Origin of the sequence: Mycobacterium sp. NS-7484 (assembly GCF_001953975.1) — a bacterium.
Lineage (GTDB): Bacteria > Actinomycetota > Actinomycetes > Mycobacteriales > Mycobacteriaceae > Mycobacterium.
This window is the reverse complement of the sequence record NZ_MBEJ01000010.1, coordinates 37,449-53,793: the sequence shown is the minus strand read 5'-3', so window position 1 is coordinate 53,793 and position 16,345 is coordinate 37,449. Positions and strand designations below refer to the sequence as shown.

The following is a 16,345-nucleotide window of genomic DNA, read 5'->3' as shown; positions in this document are numbered from 1 at the left end:
CCCCCCCCGCCCATACCACCCCCCATACCCCCCGCCCCACCACCCAAAAACCCCACCCCCGCGGTGAAAAAGGGGGGTTTTGGCGTCTGCTCGCGGGACTACTAAAGGCGCTCGATGATGGTGACGTTGGCGGTGCCGCCGCCCTCACACATGGTCTGCAGGCCGTAACGGCCGCCGGTGCGCTCCAGGGTGTTGAGCATCGTGGCGAAGAGCTTGGCGCCGGTGGCACCGAGCGGGTGGCCCAGGGCGATGGCGCCACCGCTCGGGTTGACCTTCTCCGGGTCGGCCTTGGTCTCCTTGAGCCAGGCCAGCACGACCGGTGCGAATGCCTCGTTGATCTCGACGGTGTCGATGTCCTCGATCGACAGACCGGTCTTCTCCAGGGCGTACTGGGTGGCAGGGATCGGGCCGGTCAGCATCATCACCGGATCGTCGCCGCGGGCGCTGATGTGGTGAATGCGGGCCCGAGGCTTCAGGTTGTGCTTGTTGACCGCTTCCTCTGAGGCCAGCAGCACGGCCGAGGCACCATCGGAGATCTGGCTGGCCAACGCGGCGGTCAGCCGGCCACCTTCGACCAGGGGCTGCAGCGAGGCCATCTTCTCCAGCGTGGTCTCCCGCGGACCCTCGTCGACACCGAAGTCGCCGACCGGGACGATCTCGTTGTCGAAGTGCCCGGCCCGGATCGCGGCGAACGCCCGCTGATGGCTGGTGTAGGCGAACTGCTCCATCTCCTCGCGCGAGATGTCCCACTTCTCGGCGATCAGCTCCGAGCCACGGAACTGCGAGATCTCCTGATCACCGTAGCGGTGCAGCCAGTTCTTGGATTCGTTTGTGGGCGAGGTGAATCCGAACTCCTTGCCGACGATCATGGCCGAGGAGATCGGCACCCAGCTCATGTTCTGCATGCCGCCGGCCAGGATCAGATCGGCGGTGCCGGACATGATCGCCTGGGCGCCGAAGGAGATGGCCTGCTGGCTGGAACCACACTGCCGGTCGACGGTGACGCCGGGGACGGCCTCGGGGTAGCCGGCGGCCAGCCAGGTCAGGCGGCCGATGTTGCCGGCCTGCCCGCCGATGGCGTCGACACAGCCGACGATGACGTCGTCAACCGCACCCGGATCGACGTCGTTGCGGTCGAAGATGGCGCGGAATGCGTGCACGCCCAGGTCGATCGGGTGCACCTGCGCCAGCGCGCCGTTCTTCTTGCCGACCGGCGTACGCACGGCGTCGACGATGTAAGCCTCACGCATGGTTGTCTCCTTTGACAGTGTCGTTATCCGCGACGATGCCGCCGAGGACGATGGCGAGGTATTGCCGGCCCACCTGCTCGGCCGTGAGCGGACCGCCCGGTTGATACCAGCGAACCGAGACCCAGGTGGTGTCACGGATGAACCGGTACACCAGGTCGACGTCGAGGTCGGGGCGGAACGATCCGTCGGCGATGCCCTGGTGCAGGATGTCGATCCACATCTTGCGCTGTTCTTTGTTGCGCTCGTCGACGAAGCCGAACTGCGGGATCGCCGACAGTCGCTTGGCCTCGTCCTGGTAGATCACCACCTGCGCGTGCCGGTGCTCGATCGCCTCGAAGGAGGCCATGAACAGGCCGGTGAGCCGGCCGAGCGGGCTGGACTCCTGCTCGAGGATCTGCTCGTACCGCCCGAACAGCCAATCCAGGAAGTCCTTGAGCACTTCCTCGACCATCTGCTCTTTGGACTTGAAGTGGTGATACAGGCTGCCTGAGAGAATTCCGGCGGAGTCGGCGATGTCGCGGACTGTCGTCGCCTTCAGGCCGCGTTCGGCGAACATGGTCGCGGCGAGGTCGAGGAGCTCGTCGCGTCTGCTAGCCGGGGGGCTGGGCGTATCCGGCGCCATTGCCACAGCATAGCAACCAAGCGCTTGCTAGGTCACGTCCGAGGTTGATCACGGTAAAACGCCGTCGTCCGCTATCAAGATGAATACAATCCGCGCATGGCGCTGAAGCCGTGGAACAGCGATCGCCCCATGACGCCACGGACAATCTTGAAGCAAGAGGCTGTCGCGTCGCGTGGCCTGACGTTCAACTTCGTCACCGAGCAGATCTCCGCGCCCACCGATTGGTGCGGCGTCGATGACGACAACCACTGGCTCTACGTGTACCGACACGGTGCCATCCGTTCGATGGAGACGTTGATCGACTGGGGACCATCGGGTCGCGTTCCGCCCGTTCCCGGCGACATCTGGTGGAGGCCTGCGGGCGTCGCGTCGTCAGTCCTGATGCAAGGCGACACCGCGGGATACTGCGAGATCGCCATTCCGGGCCGCGCGGTCGGGGATCCGGCTTTGATCCCACGGGTCAAGTACAGGAATCCACTGATCCATCACCTGGTCGAGGCAGTGGGCAGCGTGGCCGGTCGCGAGGACACCATCGCGCAATTGCTGACCGAATCCGCAGCGGAGACGCTGCGGTTGCTGATCATCGACACCCATACCGCCAAGCAGCCACGTCGACGATACGGTCGACGCACATTGGACCCGGCCGCTCGATCGCTGATCATCGAATACATCAACGACAGTTTGGATTCCGACATCAAACTGGACTCGCTCGCACGGCTGGTCGACATGCCGGTCGACACATTCATCAAGGCATTCCGAGATGCCTTCCACACCACACCACACCAGTTCCTACTGGATCGCCGGATCAGTCAGGCAAAGTCATTGCTGTTGACGACCTCCCTGTCGATCACGGAAATCGCGGCAGCAGTGGGTTTCTCGACGCCTAGTCACTTTGCCACAGTGTTCGGTCGCCGCGTAGGCGTCACGCCCCGCGCCTACCGTCTCGGACGTTAAAACGGCAACCTATCCCGTCGGGCCCGGCTGGTACGCGCCCGGCCCGTTTGCGGTACCCCGGATCTAGAACATGTTCCAACGAGAACGTGAAATTCGCGCAGAACGTGAAAGTTTCCTCAGCCAGTTCTCAGATACCTTCGCCCGGTCATTGATATCGACTGTCCCCGAAGGGATCCTGATGCACCCAGCCCTACGTCCATTCTCAACGGCCGCAATAACACTCGCGGCGACGAGTGCTATCGCGATAACGCCCGTCACAGCGCCCCCGCCCGACATTCAGGTGCCGGCCGTCTCGTCGGCTTCGGTGCAGTTGGCCGCCTCCACCTTCGTCGACCCGATCACCAGGTGGATGCAGGTCTTCGAAGCCACCGCCACCAACCTCACCGAAATCGGTGACTACATGGACGCACGGCCGGAGAAATCCCTTCCGGGGATGCTCGAGCTATTTCAGGCCAAGCTAGAAGGCTATGGGAACGCACTATTCGGCGATCTTCCCCAAGTTGCCGAAGGCCTTCAGCATTGGGCGGCCACAACCCTCCCAGCCGGACTGCAGACGGCCTTCGAATTGGCGGCGTCGGGAGAGCCCGAGGCGGCCGCCCGGACGGTCCAAAGCACGGTCATGTCATTGCTTGGACTCGGGTCCCCGCTGATGGGGATGATGGATTTCATCGTGGTGCCGAACCAGATCATGCAGGATGTTGTGGACATCGCGTGGGCGATCACGGCACCGATACAGTTGCTGTCACTCGTGACGCCCGTTGCGAATCTGGCATGGTCGCCGCTTCTCTCGGTTGGCATCACCGCACAGAAGGCCGTCGATGCTGTTGAGGCTGGCGATGCACTCGGCGTTCTCGGGGCGGTGCTCAATGCCCCTGCCGACGCCGTCGATCACTTCTTGAACGCGCGCGGCGGGCTCGTCGAGTTTCGCATGATCGGCAGCACGGGCACTCTCACTTCTGGAGGTCTGTTGACATCGTTGCTGGTGAAGATCCCTCAGTCCATCATGACCAACCTCGCGCCGCCAGTCACGCCTGCCGCTGCCACCTCGGTGGCCCTCCCCGGTGTCACTGCCGGAAAGATGGTTTCGCTTCCGACCAGTACGCTTCCCGCCACCGAGCAGCCCGCCGATACCAGCGTCGCCGCCCAGCCCACAGAGGTAGATCCCGCATCAGCTGAGACCGACTCTACGGCCGGGCTCACCGAATCCGACGCCACCCCGGCCGAGGATGACGACGGCGCCACAGCGAAGGTGAAATCCAATAGCGCAAAGGGTCTTTCGACCGGAAACAAGGCAGAACCGGGAGAGATCGGCACTACATCGACTCGACGCGGCCAGCAGTTGCGCACCTCGCTCGAAAACGCCGCCAACCAGTTCAACGGCGGCCTCAACGATATTCGCGACGGTATCGAGAAGTCAGTCGCCGGACTGAAAGACCGAAATAACAAGGCCCCTGCCGGCAAGGCTGCTCGGGAATCCACGAACAAGCAGAGCAAGAACAAGAACGGAGCTGGAACCAGCAGTTCCAGCAGCGACAGTTAGTAGCAGCTCGACGGTGGCCCCCAGCCATGATCGGATAAGGGCCACCGTCGAAGCCAAAGAGTGAAATGTACCGGTACTGCGGTTAGACCAGTGCGGCCGCGCAGTACCCGGGCAGGCGCGCTCGATCGAGGGCCAACTCCCAGATCGCTGGCCGCGTGCGACAGCCACCGACCCGACGTCCGCACCTGGTTTAGCGGCAGCGGTAGCCGCGACGAGGGGAAACCACCCCCGCCACGGTTCCGCCCACATCTTGTACTTCTCTTTGTGGCGGCTGTCGACGAACACGAACTGCCGCGGTGGAGGGCACCCACTGGGCCTCGTCCTGGTTAACGACTTTCTCCGAGTGCCGATTCTCGATGGGCCTTGCAGCCGGCGGACAGCTGGCAGCTAGCCGTCTCTCATGAAATTCATAGCTGAAGATGATCTGCTAGTCCAGCTAAATGAACGACAGAAAGACGGACGGTTATCGATGAGGGTGTTCGACCGGTTCTCCCGGCGCGACCGGGAGGCCACGCGGCAACACGAGGATGTACCCACCAAACCGACCGGCTACCAGCAGACCGCCAGCCGGCTGCATTCGTTCAACCGGTACGAGATCAAGTACCTGCTCGACGAGTTCAAGGTGCCGGCGCTCCGCGAACAATTAGCCGCCCACATGGACTCCGACCCGTACTCGCCGCATGGCGGCTACCCGGTCACGTCGCTGTACTACGACACCGCAGACCTGCGGTTCTACTGGGAAAAGATCGAAGGACTGCGTTTCCGGCGCAAACTGCGGCTGCGGCTCTACGGCACACCGGCCGAGTGCACCGACGACACCTCGGTACAGCTCGAGATCAAGCAACGGGTCAACCGAGTCACCCAGAAGCGCCGGATCGCCCTGCCCTACGGCACCGCCCGGCGCTGGCTCGACGAGCGGGAACAGTTCGCCTGTAATCCGGCCGAGCGCCCGTTCGTCGACGAGGTGACCATGCTGATCGGCAACCTCGACCTGCGGCCGATCGTGACGACCGGGTACCTGCGCGAAGCGTTCGTCGGTCGCGACGCCGACCTCGGCCTACGGGTCACCATCGACCACAAGGTGCACGGCCGTGACCGCGACTTCCACTTCGCGGCCGGGGCACAGAACCGCTTCATCATTCCGCCCAAACTGGCGATCGTCGAGATCAAAGCCAACGAGCGGGTGCCCTACTGGGTCACCGACCTCGCAGCCCGGGCCGATATGTCGGTGATCCGGGTGTCCAAGTACTGCCAGTCGGTTCAGGCCTTCGGCCTGGCCCCCCGCTCGGCCATCGGCGCGCCCGAACTGGCCATGCCCACCCCCGGCTCCCTCGTCAACCTGTAAACAGCACTACCACAAAGGAATTCGATGACCATCGACCTGCAGGATCTCAGCGGGACGTTCACCGTGTTCGACGTGGCCGCATCTTTGGCCTTGTCGTTCGTACTCGCCTCGATCATCGGTTGGGTCTACCGCTACACCCACAAGAACGTCTCCTACAGTCAGTCCTACGTGCAGACCCTGGTGATGGTCTGCATGGTGATCTCGGTGATCATGCTGGTGGTCGGGTCCAACATCGCCCGCGCCTTCGCCCTGGTCGGTGCGCTGTCGGTGATCCGCTTCCGCAACGCCATCAAGGAAACCCGCGACGTCGGATTCATCTTCCTGGCCATGGCCGTCGGCATGACCACCGGCACCCGCTTCTACCTGTTGGCAGTCGTGGCCACCGTCGTCGTCTGCCTGGTACTGGTGATCATGTACCGCTTCAACTGGTTCTCCCTGGACGTGCAGCGCCAGGTGGTCAAGGTGCAGGTACCGCCGGAGCCGGAATACACCGCCCGGGTGGAGGATGTACTGATTGACTTCTGCTCCGAATTCGAGCTGGTGTCAACCGAATCCGCACGCTCCGGCGCCCTCAACGAGCTCTACTACACCGCACAGCTGAAGAAGGGCCGTAAGGCCGGTGAGCTGATTGCCGCGCTGGGCGCGGTCAACACCGGGCAGCGGGTGACGGTTCTGACCGGCTATGACCAGACCGACATCTGAGCCGCGGCGACGGTTTGTTCACCGGTTACCGACGCGGCTGCGTCAGCACTGGAAACTGCTGGCGTTGCTTGTGGTGGCCACCGTCGGGTTGATGGCCGCCGTCGGTCAGACCCGCATCCGGCCCTACATCACCGGTGACGTCACGGTGATGGCCTCGCCGATCACCGACAACATCACCGGCACCGTCGATCTGTTCGATCCCACCGTGCCGCACACTCTGACCGTCGACCTCACCCCGGCCGAGTACGACGACATGCTCTCGGCCTACGTCAAAGACGGCGCCAAGAAGTGGGTGACCGCGGACATCGTCATCGACGGCACCCCGATCGGCGATGTGGCGGTGCGGCTGAAAGGCAACTCCACGTTGATGGGCCTGCGAGGTGATGGTCCGCCGATGCCCGGCAAGCTTGGGGCGCCACCGGTGCCCGACGAGTTCATGAAGACCATGATGTCGATGACCGCCAAAGCCGACGATCCGACCTCGCTGCCGCTGCTGATCAGTTTCGACGAAAACGCCGACGGCCGTGGCTATCAGGGCCTCACCGAGCTGTCGGTCCGACCGGGCGCTCCGGTACTCAACGAGTCGCTGGCGTTGTCGTTGACCGGTGCCAGCGGACAGCCCACTCAGCGTTTCGCCTACGCGACATACACACTCAACGGGAAGAGCACCACCCGACTGCTCCTCGAACATCCCGACGAGACGTACGCCAACACGCTCTTCGAATCCGACGGTTACCTGTACAAGTCCGACGCGAAGTCCCGCCTGGAATACGCCGGCAGCGACCAATCCAAATACGCCGACCAGTTCAAGCAGATCAATGCCGTCGACAACGGAAACCTGCAGCCGGTCATCAACTTCGCGCAGTGGCTGCACAACGCCGACCAACAAGAGTTCGACGCCCGGCTGGACGAGTGGGTGGACGTCGAATCTTTGGCCCGGTACCTGGCCACCCAGAATCTCTTGGTCAATGCCGACGACATGGGCGGGCCGGGGCAGAACTACTACCTCTGGTACGACCTGACCACCAAGAAATTCTCCGTCGTCTCATGGGATCTCAACCTCGCGATGGCGGGTGACACCGCTACCGGACCGCACGACAAGGTGGAAATCAAGATTCCCGAGGGCCTCCCGCCTCCGCCCGGCCCCAAAGGCAAGAACGGACCACCGCCGAAACTGGGTGGCAACCTGCTCAAAGACAAATTCCTGGCATCGAAGGCCTGGGCGCCGACGTACGACGACGCCTATTGGGCGCTCTACGACCGGATGTACGCCGACGGGCACGCTCACACCCTGCTCGACCAGATCGCTGCCACGGTGCCGGTGACCGACGGCTTGCCCGAACAAAAGCTCCGGGAGGCAGTCGATTCCATGCACCAGTGGATCGACCGTCGCATGACCGCGCTGAACCGACACTCGGGATAGTTCCGGTCACCCTCGGCTGAGCTGAATCACGCGGGCTGGGGCACCTCTTCGACAACCGCCACCGAGGCCTCGGATTGCAGTACCGGCAGGGCCTGCGGCCCAGCGCTGCGTCGAGACAGCGGCACGGCCAGCAGACCGGCCAGCAGCGCGACCACCAGCGCGCCCCAACCAGCCGGCGCCGAGGTGGACCACACCCCATTCAACAGCAGGACCGCCGACACCGTGCAGGTCGGAATGCCGAGCAAGATCAGGAGCCATCCGGTGAAGTGGCCCAGATCCGTCCGTCCCGCCTTGGTCAGGCCCAGCCCCAGCAGGACGAAGAACAGCGACCACATGACGGCCCACGTCCCCCAGATGACCGCGAACACCGGATCGGTGCCGACGCTCTTGATGGCGTAGTACGCCGCGATCACCGCGACGAACGCGCTGTACCAACCGAAGCCACGGGTATCGATGTCAAAGATCTGAATGAACGCGAACCAGAGGTAGGTGAACCCGAACAGATAACTCGGCCACGTCGCGTTGACGATGCCCGGGTCACCGCCCGACTGGACCAGCACGAGCGTCGGCAGGACAACCTGAGCGGCACCGACGAAAAGGTTCAGCGGCGCAGCACCTTTGGCCTCGACGATCCCGACGGAGACCAGCCCGTTGACGAAGAGCACCACACCCACGAGAAGCAACCCGACGTTTCCCATCAGCGGCCGACCCACTCCACGAACTGATCCGAAGTGATCACCGGTGCGAAGAAGTTGTTGATCCGTTCGAAGGCGGCACGCTCGTGTTCGGGATCGGCCGTGCCCGTCGCATCACCGATCACGATGGGCAACAGGCCGTGATCCCGCGCGGCACGGGCATTGCCTTCCACGCACCAATCGAGATGGATGCCGGTGAGCACCAATACCTCGACCCGCTGCCGGCTCAACGCGCCGGGTAGATCGGTTCCCACGAAGGCAGTCTGTAGTGCCTTCTCGTACAACTCGTTGTCGCCGGGCTCGACCAGATCGCGCAGCTCGCCCACGAGTTCGTTGTCCCACGCGATCTGCTCAGGTGTGGCATCGAGGTGGCCGGTCCAACCGTCGTATTGCACCCGATCGAAATCCGTCTTCGGGTAGTCGTCACGGAAGACCGAGAACCCGATCCAGTTGAACGACACGAAATTCGGCGCCGATCGTGCGGCCTTCACCGCCTTCACGGTCGCCTCAAGGCTGCCGCGATACGCGTGGCCTTCAGCGTACTGGACACCGCCGGGTTTGTACAGCGAATTGGACTGGCTGATCGACAGAAATGCCGCAGGTCTGGAGAGGATCTCGGAGAAGTCGAGCCCCTGCCACTGCTTGGCCAGCGGTGGGATGGAAGCGCGGTTGTCGGTCGGATATCCCAGTGCCTGGGGATCCAGCTCGACCGGTTCCAGCGGAGTGGTTCGAGGGGATGCCTCGACGGAGAGTGCGGTCACACGGCATACCTTCGGCCGATTGCAGCCGGCTCGACAGGCTTTGAATCGGCACGATTCTGGGCGGCCCGTGCCCGATGCGTCACCTCTGAGTCACATGGATCCCACTGGCACCGGCTCCGCGCGGGGTGCCGTGGTGCCCGCCTAATAGCGACAACTCAGCGACAATCGCCACACAGGTACCGTCGGCATCGCCAGTCACGCGGTCGATGAATACTCGTGTCACGGCAGACGCATTGGCCTCGCGCGCAACAGATTTCGTGATGTCCAGCTATCAGCGACAGAGTCGCTCGCAACCGGGCACTGGACTGGTGAGGCTCATGCGATCAGTGGTGCTGCTCTGCCAAAAGTGACCAGCGACAATGAGATTGATGATGCCTGCGTTGCCGATGAGGCGATTGTCGCTGAGTTGTCGCTACTAGGCGGGCACATCGCCTATCCCGCCGAGAACCGTGGCCGCGACGTCAGGCCCGCTGGCTGGACACCGAGATGACCTCGCCGGTCAGGTAACTCGAGTAATCGCTGGCCAGGTAAGCGATCGTGGTGGCGATCTCCCACGGCTCGGCCGCGCGCCCGAACGCCTCGTCCGAGGACAGCCGGTCCAGCAGGGCGGCGTCGGCCGACTTCTCCAGGAACTTGTGCCGCGCGATGCTCGGCGAGACGGCGTTGATGCGGACGCCGTACTCGACGGCTTCGACGGCACTGCACCGGGTCAGTGCCATGACGCCGGCCTTGCCCGCGGCGTAGTGCGACTGGGAGTGCTGTGCGCGCCAACCGAGAACGCTGGCGTTGTTGACGATGACGCCGCCGTGCTCGACGCCGCGGAAGTAGCGCAGCGCTGCGCGGGTGGCCCGCATGACCGAGTTCAGCGTGACGTTGAGGACGCGATCCCACTCGTCGTCGGTCATGTCGACCAGCGGGGTCTCTCCGCCCAGTCCGGCGTTGTTGACCAAAACGTCGAGCCGGCCCATCTTTTCGACCGCTGAGGCGATCAGCGCGTCGACCGCCTCGGTGGAGGTGACGTCGCAGACCACGGCCTCGACCCGACCCAGGCCGAGTTCGGCCAGTTGGTCACGGGTCTCGTTCAGGCGCCGTTCGTGGTAGTCGGACACCACGACGTCGGCGCCTTCCAGCAGGGCGCGGCGGGCGGTGGACGAGCCGATGCCGGTACCGGCGGCGGCGGTCACGAGAACGACCTTGCCCGCCAAAAGACCGTGACCCTCGACCTCTTTGGGGGCGACAGACAAATCCTTCATGCTCAGCCCTTGGCCTCTCGGGGTAGACCGAGCACCCGCTCGGCGATGATGTTGCGCTGGATTTCGTTGGACCCGCCGTAGATGGTGTCCGACCGGGAGAAGAGATACAGCCGCTGCCACTCGTCGAACTCGCCGTCGGGCAACGTCAGCCCGGCCATGCCCTGTACGTCCATGGCGATCTCGCCGAGTTCGCGATGCCAGTTGGCCCACAACAACTTCGAAACGTTGTCTTGACCCGGCTGCTCGACGTCCATGGTGGCCAGCGCATACGACCGCATGGCCTGCAGACCGGTCCAGGATTCGGTCAACCGCTGACGGATCAGCGGATCGTCGGCCGCGCCGGTGCGCTTGGCCAGTTCGACGAGGTTGGAATGCTCACGGGCATAGCGGATCTGCTGGCCCAGCGTGGAGACCCCACGCTCGAAGGTCAGCGTGCCCATCGCCACGCGCCAGCCGTCACCGGGCTGACCGACCACCAGCGAGGCGTCGGTCCGGGCATCGTCGAAGAACACCTCGTTGAACTCGGAGTCTCCGGTGAGCTGGATGATCGGGCGGATCTCGACGCCGGGCTGATCGAGCGGCACCAGCAGATAGGACAGGCCGGCGTGCCGGTTGGAGCCCTTCTCCGTCCGCGCCACCACGAAGCACCACTGCGCCCAGTGGGCCAGCGACGTCCACACCTTCTGGCCGTTGATCACCCATTCGTCGCCGACCAGCTCGGCCGTCGTCGCCACGTTGGCCAGGTCACTGCCGGCGTTGGGCTCGGAGTAACCCTGGCTCCACAGCTCGGTGACGTCGAGGATCTTGGGCAGGAACCGCTGCTGCTGCTCGGGGGTGCCGTACTCGATGAGCGTCGGCCCGAGCAGCTCCTCGCCCAGGTGGTTGACCTTGTCCGGCGCGTTGGCGCGGGCGTACTCCTCGTAGAAGGCGACGCGGTGCGCAACCGACAGCCCGCGACCGCCGTGCTCGACGGGCCAACCGAGGCAGGTCAATCCCGCGGCGGCCAGATGCTGATTCCACGCGCGGCGCTCTTCGAAGGCTTCGTGCTCACGCCCCGGTCCACCTAGGCCCTTGAGCGCTGCGAATTCGCCTACGAGATTGTCTGCGAGCCACTGCCGGACCTCGGCCCGGAACTCCTGGACCTCTATCACCCCTGTAGGCTAACCTACCAAGCACTTGCTTTGTTAGGGGAGTCGATGGCCTGGGCACACCACCCGATCGCGGGGCAAGATCGTCGCACCGTGCCCGCGGTGCTCGACCGGGTTGCCGTGCAGTTTTCCGACCACGATGCGCTGGTCAGTCCTGACCGGCGTCTCACTTATTCGGAACTGCGCGCACAGGTGCGTCAGGCCGCGGCAGCGATGATCGATCTCGGTGTCGAACCCGGTGACCGGGTGGCGATCTGGTCGCCGAACACCTGGCACTGGGTGGTGGCGTGTCTGGCCACGCACTATGCGGGCGCGCAGATGGTGCCGCTCAACACCCGCTACACCGCCAGCGAGGCCGCCGACATCCTGGCCCGCACCGAGGCGCCGTTGCTGATCGCCTCCGGCGAGTTCCTCGGCGCAGACAAGACCGCAGAACTCGACCGCGCCGCCTTGCCCGCGTTGCGCCACGTCGTGCGGGTACCGATCGAGAAGGACGACGGCACCTGGGACGAGTTCGTCGCCCGCGGCGACAAGGACGGCGCCCTGGAGGCTGTCGACGCCCGCGCTGCGGCGGTGCAGCCCGACGACGTCTCCGACATCCTGTTCACCTCCGGCACCACCGGACGCAGCAAGGGTGTGCGGTGTGCGCATCGACAGTCGTTGGACGGCTCGGCCGCGTGGGCCGAGTGCGGTCAGGTGACGAGCACCGACCGGTACCTGTGCATCAACCCGTTCTTCCACAACTTCGGCTACAAGGCCGGCATCCTGGCCTGCCTGCAGACCGGCGCCACGTTGTACCCGATGCTCACCTTCGACGCCGAGCAGACCCTCAAAACCATTGCCGAACAGCGCATCACCGTGCTTCCCGGCCCGCCGACCATTTTCCAGACCCTGCTGGACCATCCGAAACGCGCTGACTACGACCTGTCGTCTCTGCGATTCTCGGTCACCGGCGCGGCCGTGGTGCCGGTGGTGCTGATCGAGCGGATGCAGTCCGAGCTCGACATCGACATCGTGCTGACCGCCTACGGGCTGACCGAGGCGGCCGGGTTCGGCACCATGTGCCGGGCCGACGACGACGCCGTGACGGTGGCCACCACCTGCGGCCGGCCGATCGCCGACTTCGAGCTCCGGCTGGACGATTCGGGCGAGGTGCTGCTGCGCGGGCCGAACGTCATGCTCGGCTACCTCGACGATCCCGAGGCCACCGCGGCCGCCATCGACGCCGACGGCTGGCTGCACACCGGCGACATCGGCAAGCTCGACGAGCGCGGCAACCTGACCATCACCGACCGGCTCAAGGACATGTACATCTGCGGCGGGTTCAATGTGTACCCGGCCGAGATCGAGCAGGTGCTGGCCCGTCTGGACGGGGTGGCCGAGACCGCGGTGATCGGCGTGCCCGACGAGCGGCTCGGCGAAGTGGGCAAGGCCTTCGTCGTCCTCAAGCCCGGCTCCACGCTCGACGAGACCGCCGTGATCGCCCACACCCGTGAGCATCTGGCCAACTTCAAGGTGCCGCGGTCGGTGGAGTTCCTCGACGTGCTGCCGCGAAATCCCGGCGGCAAAGTGATCAAACCGGTGCTGCGCAGCAAAGGGACCCGAGAAGGGGTGCAATGGACCTGACATTCGATGAGGAGACCGAGGCCTTTCGGGCCGAGGTCCGCGAATTCCTGACGGCCAACCGGGATTCGTTCCCGACGAAGTCGTACGACACGCTCGAGGGTTTCGAGCAGCACCGTCGTTGGGACAAGGTGCTTTTCGACGCCGGGCTGTCAGTGATCGCCTGGCCCAAGGAATACGGCGGCCGCGACGCCACTCTGCTGCAGTGGGTGGTGTTCGAGGAGGAGTACTTCCACGCCGGCGCACCGGGGCGGGCCAGCGCCAACGGCACCGCCATGCTGGCCCCGACACTGTTCGCCCACGGCACCGAAGAGCAGCTGCAGCGGGTGCTGCCGAAAATGGCCAGCGGCGAGGAGATCTGGGCCCAGGCCTGGTCCGAGCCTGAGTCGGGCAGCGACCTGGCCTCGCTGCGCTCGACGGCGACCAAGGTTGACGGCGGCTGGAAACTCAACGGACAGAAGATCTGGAGCTCACGCGCCCCGTTCGGTGAGCGCGGCTTCGGCCTGTTCCGCTCGGACCCGGAGGCGCAGCGCCACAAGGGCCTGACCTACTTCATGTTCGACCTCAAGGCACCCGGCATCACCGTGCGGCCGATCGCCCAACTCGGCGGGGACACCGGATTCGGCGAGATCTTCCTCGACGACGTGTTCGTGCCCGACAACGACGTGATCGGCGGCGTGCACGAGGGCTGGCGCGCGGCGATGAGCACGTCGAGCAACGAGCGCGGCATGTCGCTGCGCAGCCCGGCCCGCTTCCTCGCACCGGCCGAGCGCCTGGTTTCGCTGTGGAAAGAAAACCCCGATCCGGTGTTCACCGACCGCGTCGCCGACGCCTGGATCAAGGCCCAGGCCTACCGGCTGCACACCTTCGGCACGGTGACCCGGCTGGCCAACGGCGGCGAGTTGGGCGCCGAGTCCTCGGTGACCAAGGTGTTCTGGTCCGATCTGGACGTCGCCCTGCATCAGACCGCGCTGGATCTGCAGGGCCCTGACGCCGAGCTCGCAGACAGCTGGACCGAAGGGCTGCTGTTTGCTCTTGGCGGCCCGATCTACGCCGGCACCAACGAGATTCAGCGCAACATCATTGCCGAGCGCCTTCTTGGCCTGCCCCGGGAGCCGAAGTGAACTTCGAAATCGACGAACAGCAGCGGGACTTCGCGGCCAGCATCGACGCCGCGCTGGGCGCTGCCGACGTACCGGCCGCCGTGCGCGCCTGGGGTGACGGCGACACCGCCCCCGGCCGCAAAGTATGGGCACAGTTGACCGACCTTGGGGTGACCGCGCTGCTGGTGCCCGAGAAGTTCGACGGCATCGAAGCCAGCCCCGTCGACCTGGTGGTCGCCATGGAGCGGTTGGGTTACTGGGCCGTGCCCGGACCGGTGACCGAGTCGATCGCCGTGGCACCGATTCTCCTGGCGAACGATGAAAGGTCGGCACAACTTGCCTCGGGTGAGTTGATCGCGACCGTCGCCATGCCTCCTCAGGCGCCGCGGGCCGTCAACGCCGATTTTGCCGGGTTGACGCTGCTGGCCGCCGACGGACAGGTCGGCGACGCCAGCATTGACGTTCAGGCCGGGGCTGCTCACGATTCCGTCGACCCGACCCGAAAGCTGTTCGACGTCACCGCATCCGGTGACACCCAGTCGGCAGACACGGCACGGGCCTACGAGTTCGGCGTGCTGGCCACCGCCGCCCAACTGGTGGGCGCCGGGCAGGCGATGCTCGATCAGTCCGTCGAGTACGCCAAGCAGCGGTCTCAGTTCGGCCGGATCATCGGCTCCTACCAGGCCATCAAGCACAAGCTGGCCGACGTTCACATCGCTGTCGAGCTGGCCCGCCCCCTGGTCTACGGAGCGGCACTGTCGTTGGCCGAGGGCTCGCCAGACACCGCCCGCGATGTGAGCGCCGCCAAGGTGGCTGCCGCCGACGCTGCCTTGCTTGCCGCCCGCTCGGCGTTGCAGACCCACGGCGCCATCGGATTCACCCAGGAACACGACTTGTCCCTGTCACTGCTGCGCGTGCAGGCGTTGCGCAGTGCCTGGGGCGATCCGACCACGCACCGCCGTCGACTGTTGGAGGCCCTCTCGTGAGTGAAGAACGGCAACTGCTGCGCGAAACCGTCGCCGCGCTGGTTGACAAGCACGCCTCCCCCGAGGCCGTGCGCACGGCGATGGAATCCGAACGTGGTTACGACGAGAAACTGTGGACCCTGTTGTGTGAGCAGGTCGGCGCGGCCGCCCTGGTGGTTCCCGAGGAACTCGGCGGCGCCGGAGGCGAACTCGCCGACGCCGCAGTGGTTCTCGAAGAGCTCGGCAAAGCCCTGGTGCCCACCCCCCTGCTGGGCACCACGCTCGCCGAGCTGGCCCTGCTTGCGGTCGAGGTGCACGAGCCGCTCGAAGAGTTGGCCGAAGGCACGTCCATCGGCACCGTCGCCTTCGATCCCGAATACGTGATCAACGGTGACGTGGCCGATATCGTCATCGGCGCTGACGGGGAAAACCTCACGCGCTGGACCACATTCACCGCCACGCCCAAGACCACCATGGATCTGACCCGTCGGCTGTCCGCGGTGATCCCCGGCGACACCGTCGTCCTCGGCGCCGACCCCGGCCTGGCCGACACCGCGGCCCTGCTGATGGCCGCCGAACAGATCGGTGCCGCATCACGCTGCCTGGACCTCACCGTCGCCTACACCAAGGACCGGGTGCAGTTCGGCCGCGCCATCGGCAGCTTCCAGGCGCTCAAGCACCGGATGGCCGACCTGTACGTCAAGGTGTCCGCCGCACGCGCCGTCATCAACGACGCCATCGCGGCCCCGTCACCGGCCACGGCGTCGCTGGCCCGCTACTTCGCCAGCGAGGCCCTGTCCGCGGTGACCGCCGAGGCCATCCAGATGCACGGCGGCATCGCGATCACCTGGGAAAGCGACATCCAGCTGTACTTCAAGCGCGCTCACGGCAGCGCGCAGCTGTTGGGACCGCCGCGCGAGCATCTGCGCCGGCTCGAAGCCGAAGTGTTCTAGCCTGCAGG

Annotated in this window: 15 protein-coding genes; 9 read left to right on the top strand and 6 right to left on the bottom strand. The window is 65.1% G+C overall.

Annotated features, from left to right (window positions below):
• Positions 1-101 precede the first annotated feature (101 nt).
• Positions 102-1,250, bottom strand: coding sequence for a steroid 3-ketoacyl-CoA thiolase FadA6 (gene fadA6, locus A5733_RS02275; protein ID WP_067775536.1), 1,149 nt, complete (start codon positions 1,248-1,250; stop codon positions 102-104).
• Positions 1,243-1,872, bottom strand: a complete 630-nt coding sequence (gene kstR2 / locus A5733_RS02270; protein ID WP_076238918.1) for a TetR family transcriptional regulator KstR2 — start codon at positions 1,870-1,872, stop codon at positions 1,243-1,245. The genes fadA6 and kstR2 overlap by 8 nt, the downstream gene beginning before the upstream one ends.
• A gap of 96 nt (positions 1,873-1,968) precedes the next feature.
• Here kstR2 and A5733_RS02265 point away from each other — a divergent pair, with 96 nt between their 5' ends.
• The 5 genes from A5733_RS02265 (at position 1,969) to A5733_RS02245 (ending at position 7,836) form a co-directional block, all read left to right on the top strand.
• Entirely contained in the window at positions 1,969-2,826 is an 858-nt protein-coding gene (locus A5733_RS02265) for an AraC family transcriptional regulator (protein ID WP_083665951.1), read from the top strand.
• A 70-nt stretch (positions 2,827-2,896) separates the two neighbouring features.
• Positions 2,897-4,366: a hypothetical protein gene (locus A5733_RS02260; protein WP_233152596.1), complete on the top strand. Its 1,470-nt coding sequence runs from the start codon at positions 2,897-2,899 to the stop codon at positions 4,364-4,366.
• 469 nt (positions 4,367-4,835) lie between these two features.
• Complete coding sequence (locus tag A5733_RS02255; protein ID WP_076238916.1) at positions 4,836-5,711, top strand: polyphosphate polymerase domain-containing protein; 876 nt, start codon at positions 4,836-4,838, stop codon at positions 5,709-5,711.
• 24 nt (positions 5,712-5,735) lie between these two features.
• The gene (locus A5733_RS02250) at positions 5,736-6,413 is read left to right on the top strand and encodes a DUF4956 domain-containing protein (protein WP_076238915.1); all 678 of its coding nucleotides are present in this window, start codon (positions 5,736-5,738) and stop codon (positions 6,411-6,413) included.
• Positions 6,394-7,836, top strand: coding sequence for a CotH kinase family protein (locus tag A5733_RS02245; protein ID WP_076238914.1), 1,443 nt, complete (start codon positions 6,394-6,396; stop codon positions 7,834-7,836). The genes A5733_RS02250 and A5733_RS02245 overlap by 20 nt, the downstream gene beginning before the upstream one ends.
• Positions 7,837-7,862: 26 nt before the next feature.
• On the opposite strand, the gene A5733_RS02240 is transcribed toward A5733_RS02245, so the two are convergent.
• The 4 genes from A5733_RS02240 to ipdE1 form a co-directional block, all read right to left on the bottom strand.
• A complete protein-coding gene (locus tag A5733_RS02240; RefSeq protein WP_076238921.1) occupies positions 7,863-8,534 on the bottom strand; it encodes an AmiS/UreI family transporter in 672 nt (223 codons plus the stop codon).
• A complete protein-coding gene (locus A5733_RS02235; protein WP_076238913.1) occupies positions 8,534-9,292 on the bottom strand; it encodes a cysteine hydrolase in 759 nt (252 codons plus the stop codon). Before A5733_RS02235 ends, A5733_RS02240 begins: the two co-directional genes overlap by 1 nt.
• 461 nt (positions 9,293-9,753) lie before the next feature.
• The gene (gene ipdF / locus A5733_RS02230; protein WP_076238912.1) at positions 9,754-10,545 is read right to left on the bottom strand and encodes a (5R,7aS)-5-hydroxy-7a-methyl-1-oxo-2,3,5,6,7,7a-hexahydro-1H-indene-carboxyl-CoA reductase; all 792 of its coding nucleotides are present in this window, start codon (positions 10,543-10,545) and stop codon (positions 9,754-9,756) included.
• A gap of 2 nt (positions 10,546-10,547) precedes the next feature.
• On the bottom strand, positions 10,548-11,696 hold the full coding sequence (gene ipdE1, locus A5733_RS02225; protein WP_076238911.1) for an acyl-CoA dehydrogenase IpdE1: 1,149 nt from the start codon (positions 11,694-11,696) through the stop codon (positions 10,548-10,550).
• 45 nt (positions 11,697-11,741) lie between these two features.
• Here ipdE1 and fadD3 point away from each other — a divergent pair, with 45 nt between their 5' ends.
• The 4 genes from fadD3 to A5733_RS02205 are packed head-to-tail and all read left to right on the top strand — an operon-like array spanning position 11,742 to position 16,337.
• Positions 11,742-13,319, top strand: a complete 1,578-nt coding sequence (gene fadD3, locus A5733_RS02220; RefSeq protein ID WP_076238910.1) for a 3-((3aS,4S,7aS)-7a-methyl-1,5-dioxo-octahydro-1H-inden-4-yl)propanoate--CoA ligase FadD3 — start codon at positions 11,742-11,744, stop codon at positions 13,317-13,319.
• The gene (locus A5733_RS02215; protein WP_067776405.1) at positions 13,310-14,440 is read left to right on the top strand and encodes an acyl-CoA dehydrogenase family protein; all 1,131 of its coding nucleotides are present in this window, start codon (positions 13,310-13,312) and stop codon (positions 14,438-14,440) included. Before fadD3 ends, A5733_RS02215 begins: the two co-directional genes overlap by 10 nt.
• Positions 14,437-15,405, top strand: coding sequence for an acyl-CoA dehydrogenase family protein (locus tag A5733_RS02210; RefSeq protein WP_076238909.1), 969 nt, complete (start codon positions 14,437-14,439; stop codon positions 15,403-15,405). Before A5733_RS02215 ends, A5733_RS02210 begins: the two co-directional genes overlap by 4 nt.
• On the top strand, positions 15,402-16,337 hold the full coding sequence (locus tag A5733_RS02205) for an acyl-CoA dehydrogenase family protein (protein WP_067776397.1): 936 nt from the start codon (positions 15,402-15,404) through the stop codon (positions 16,335-16,337). Before A5733_RS02210 ends, A5733_RS02205 begins: the two co-directional genes overlap by 4 nt.
• Positions 16,338-16,345 lie beyond the last annotated feature (8 nt).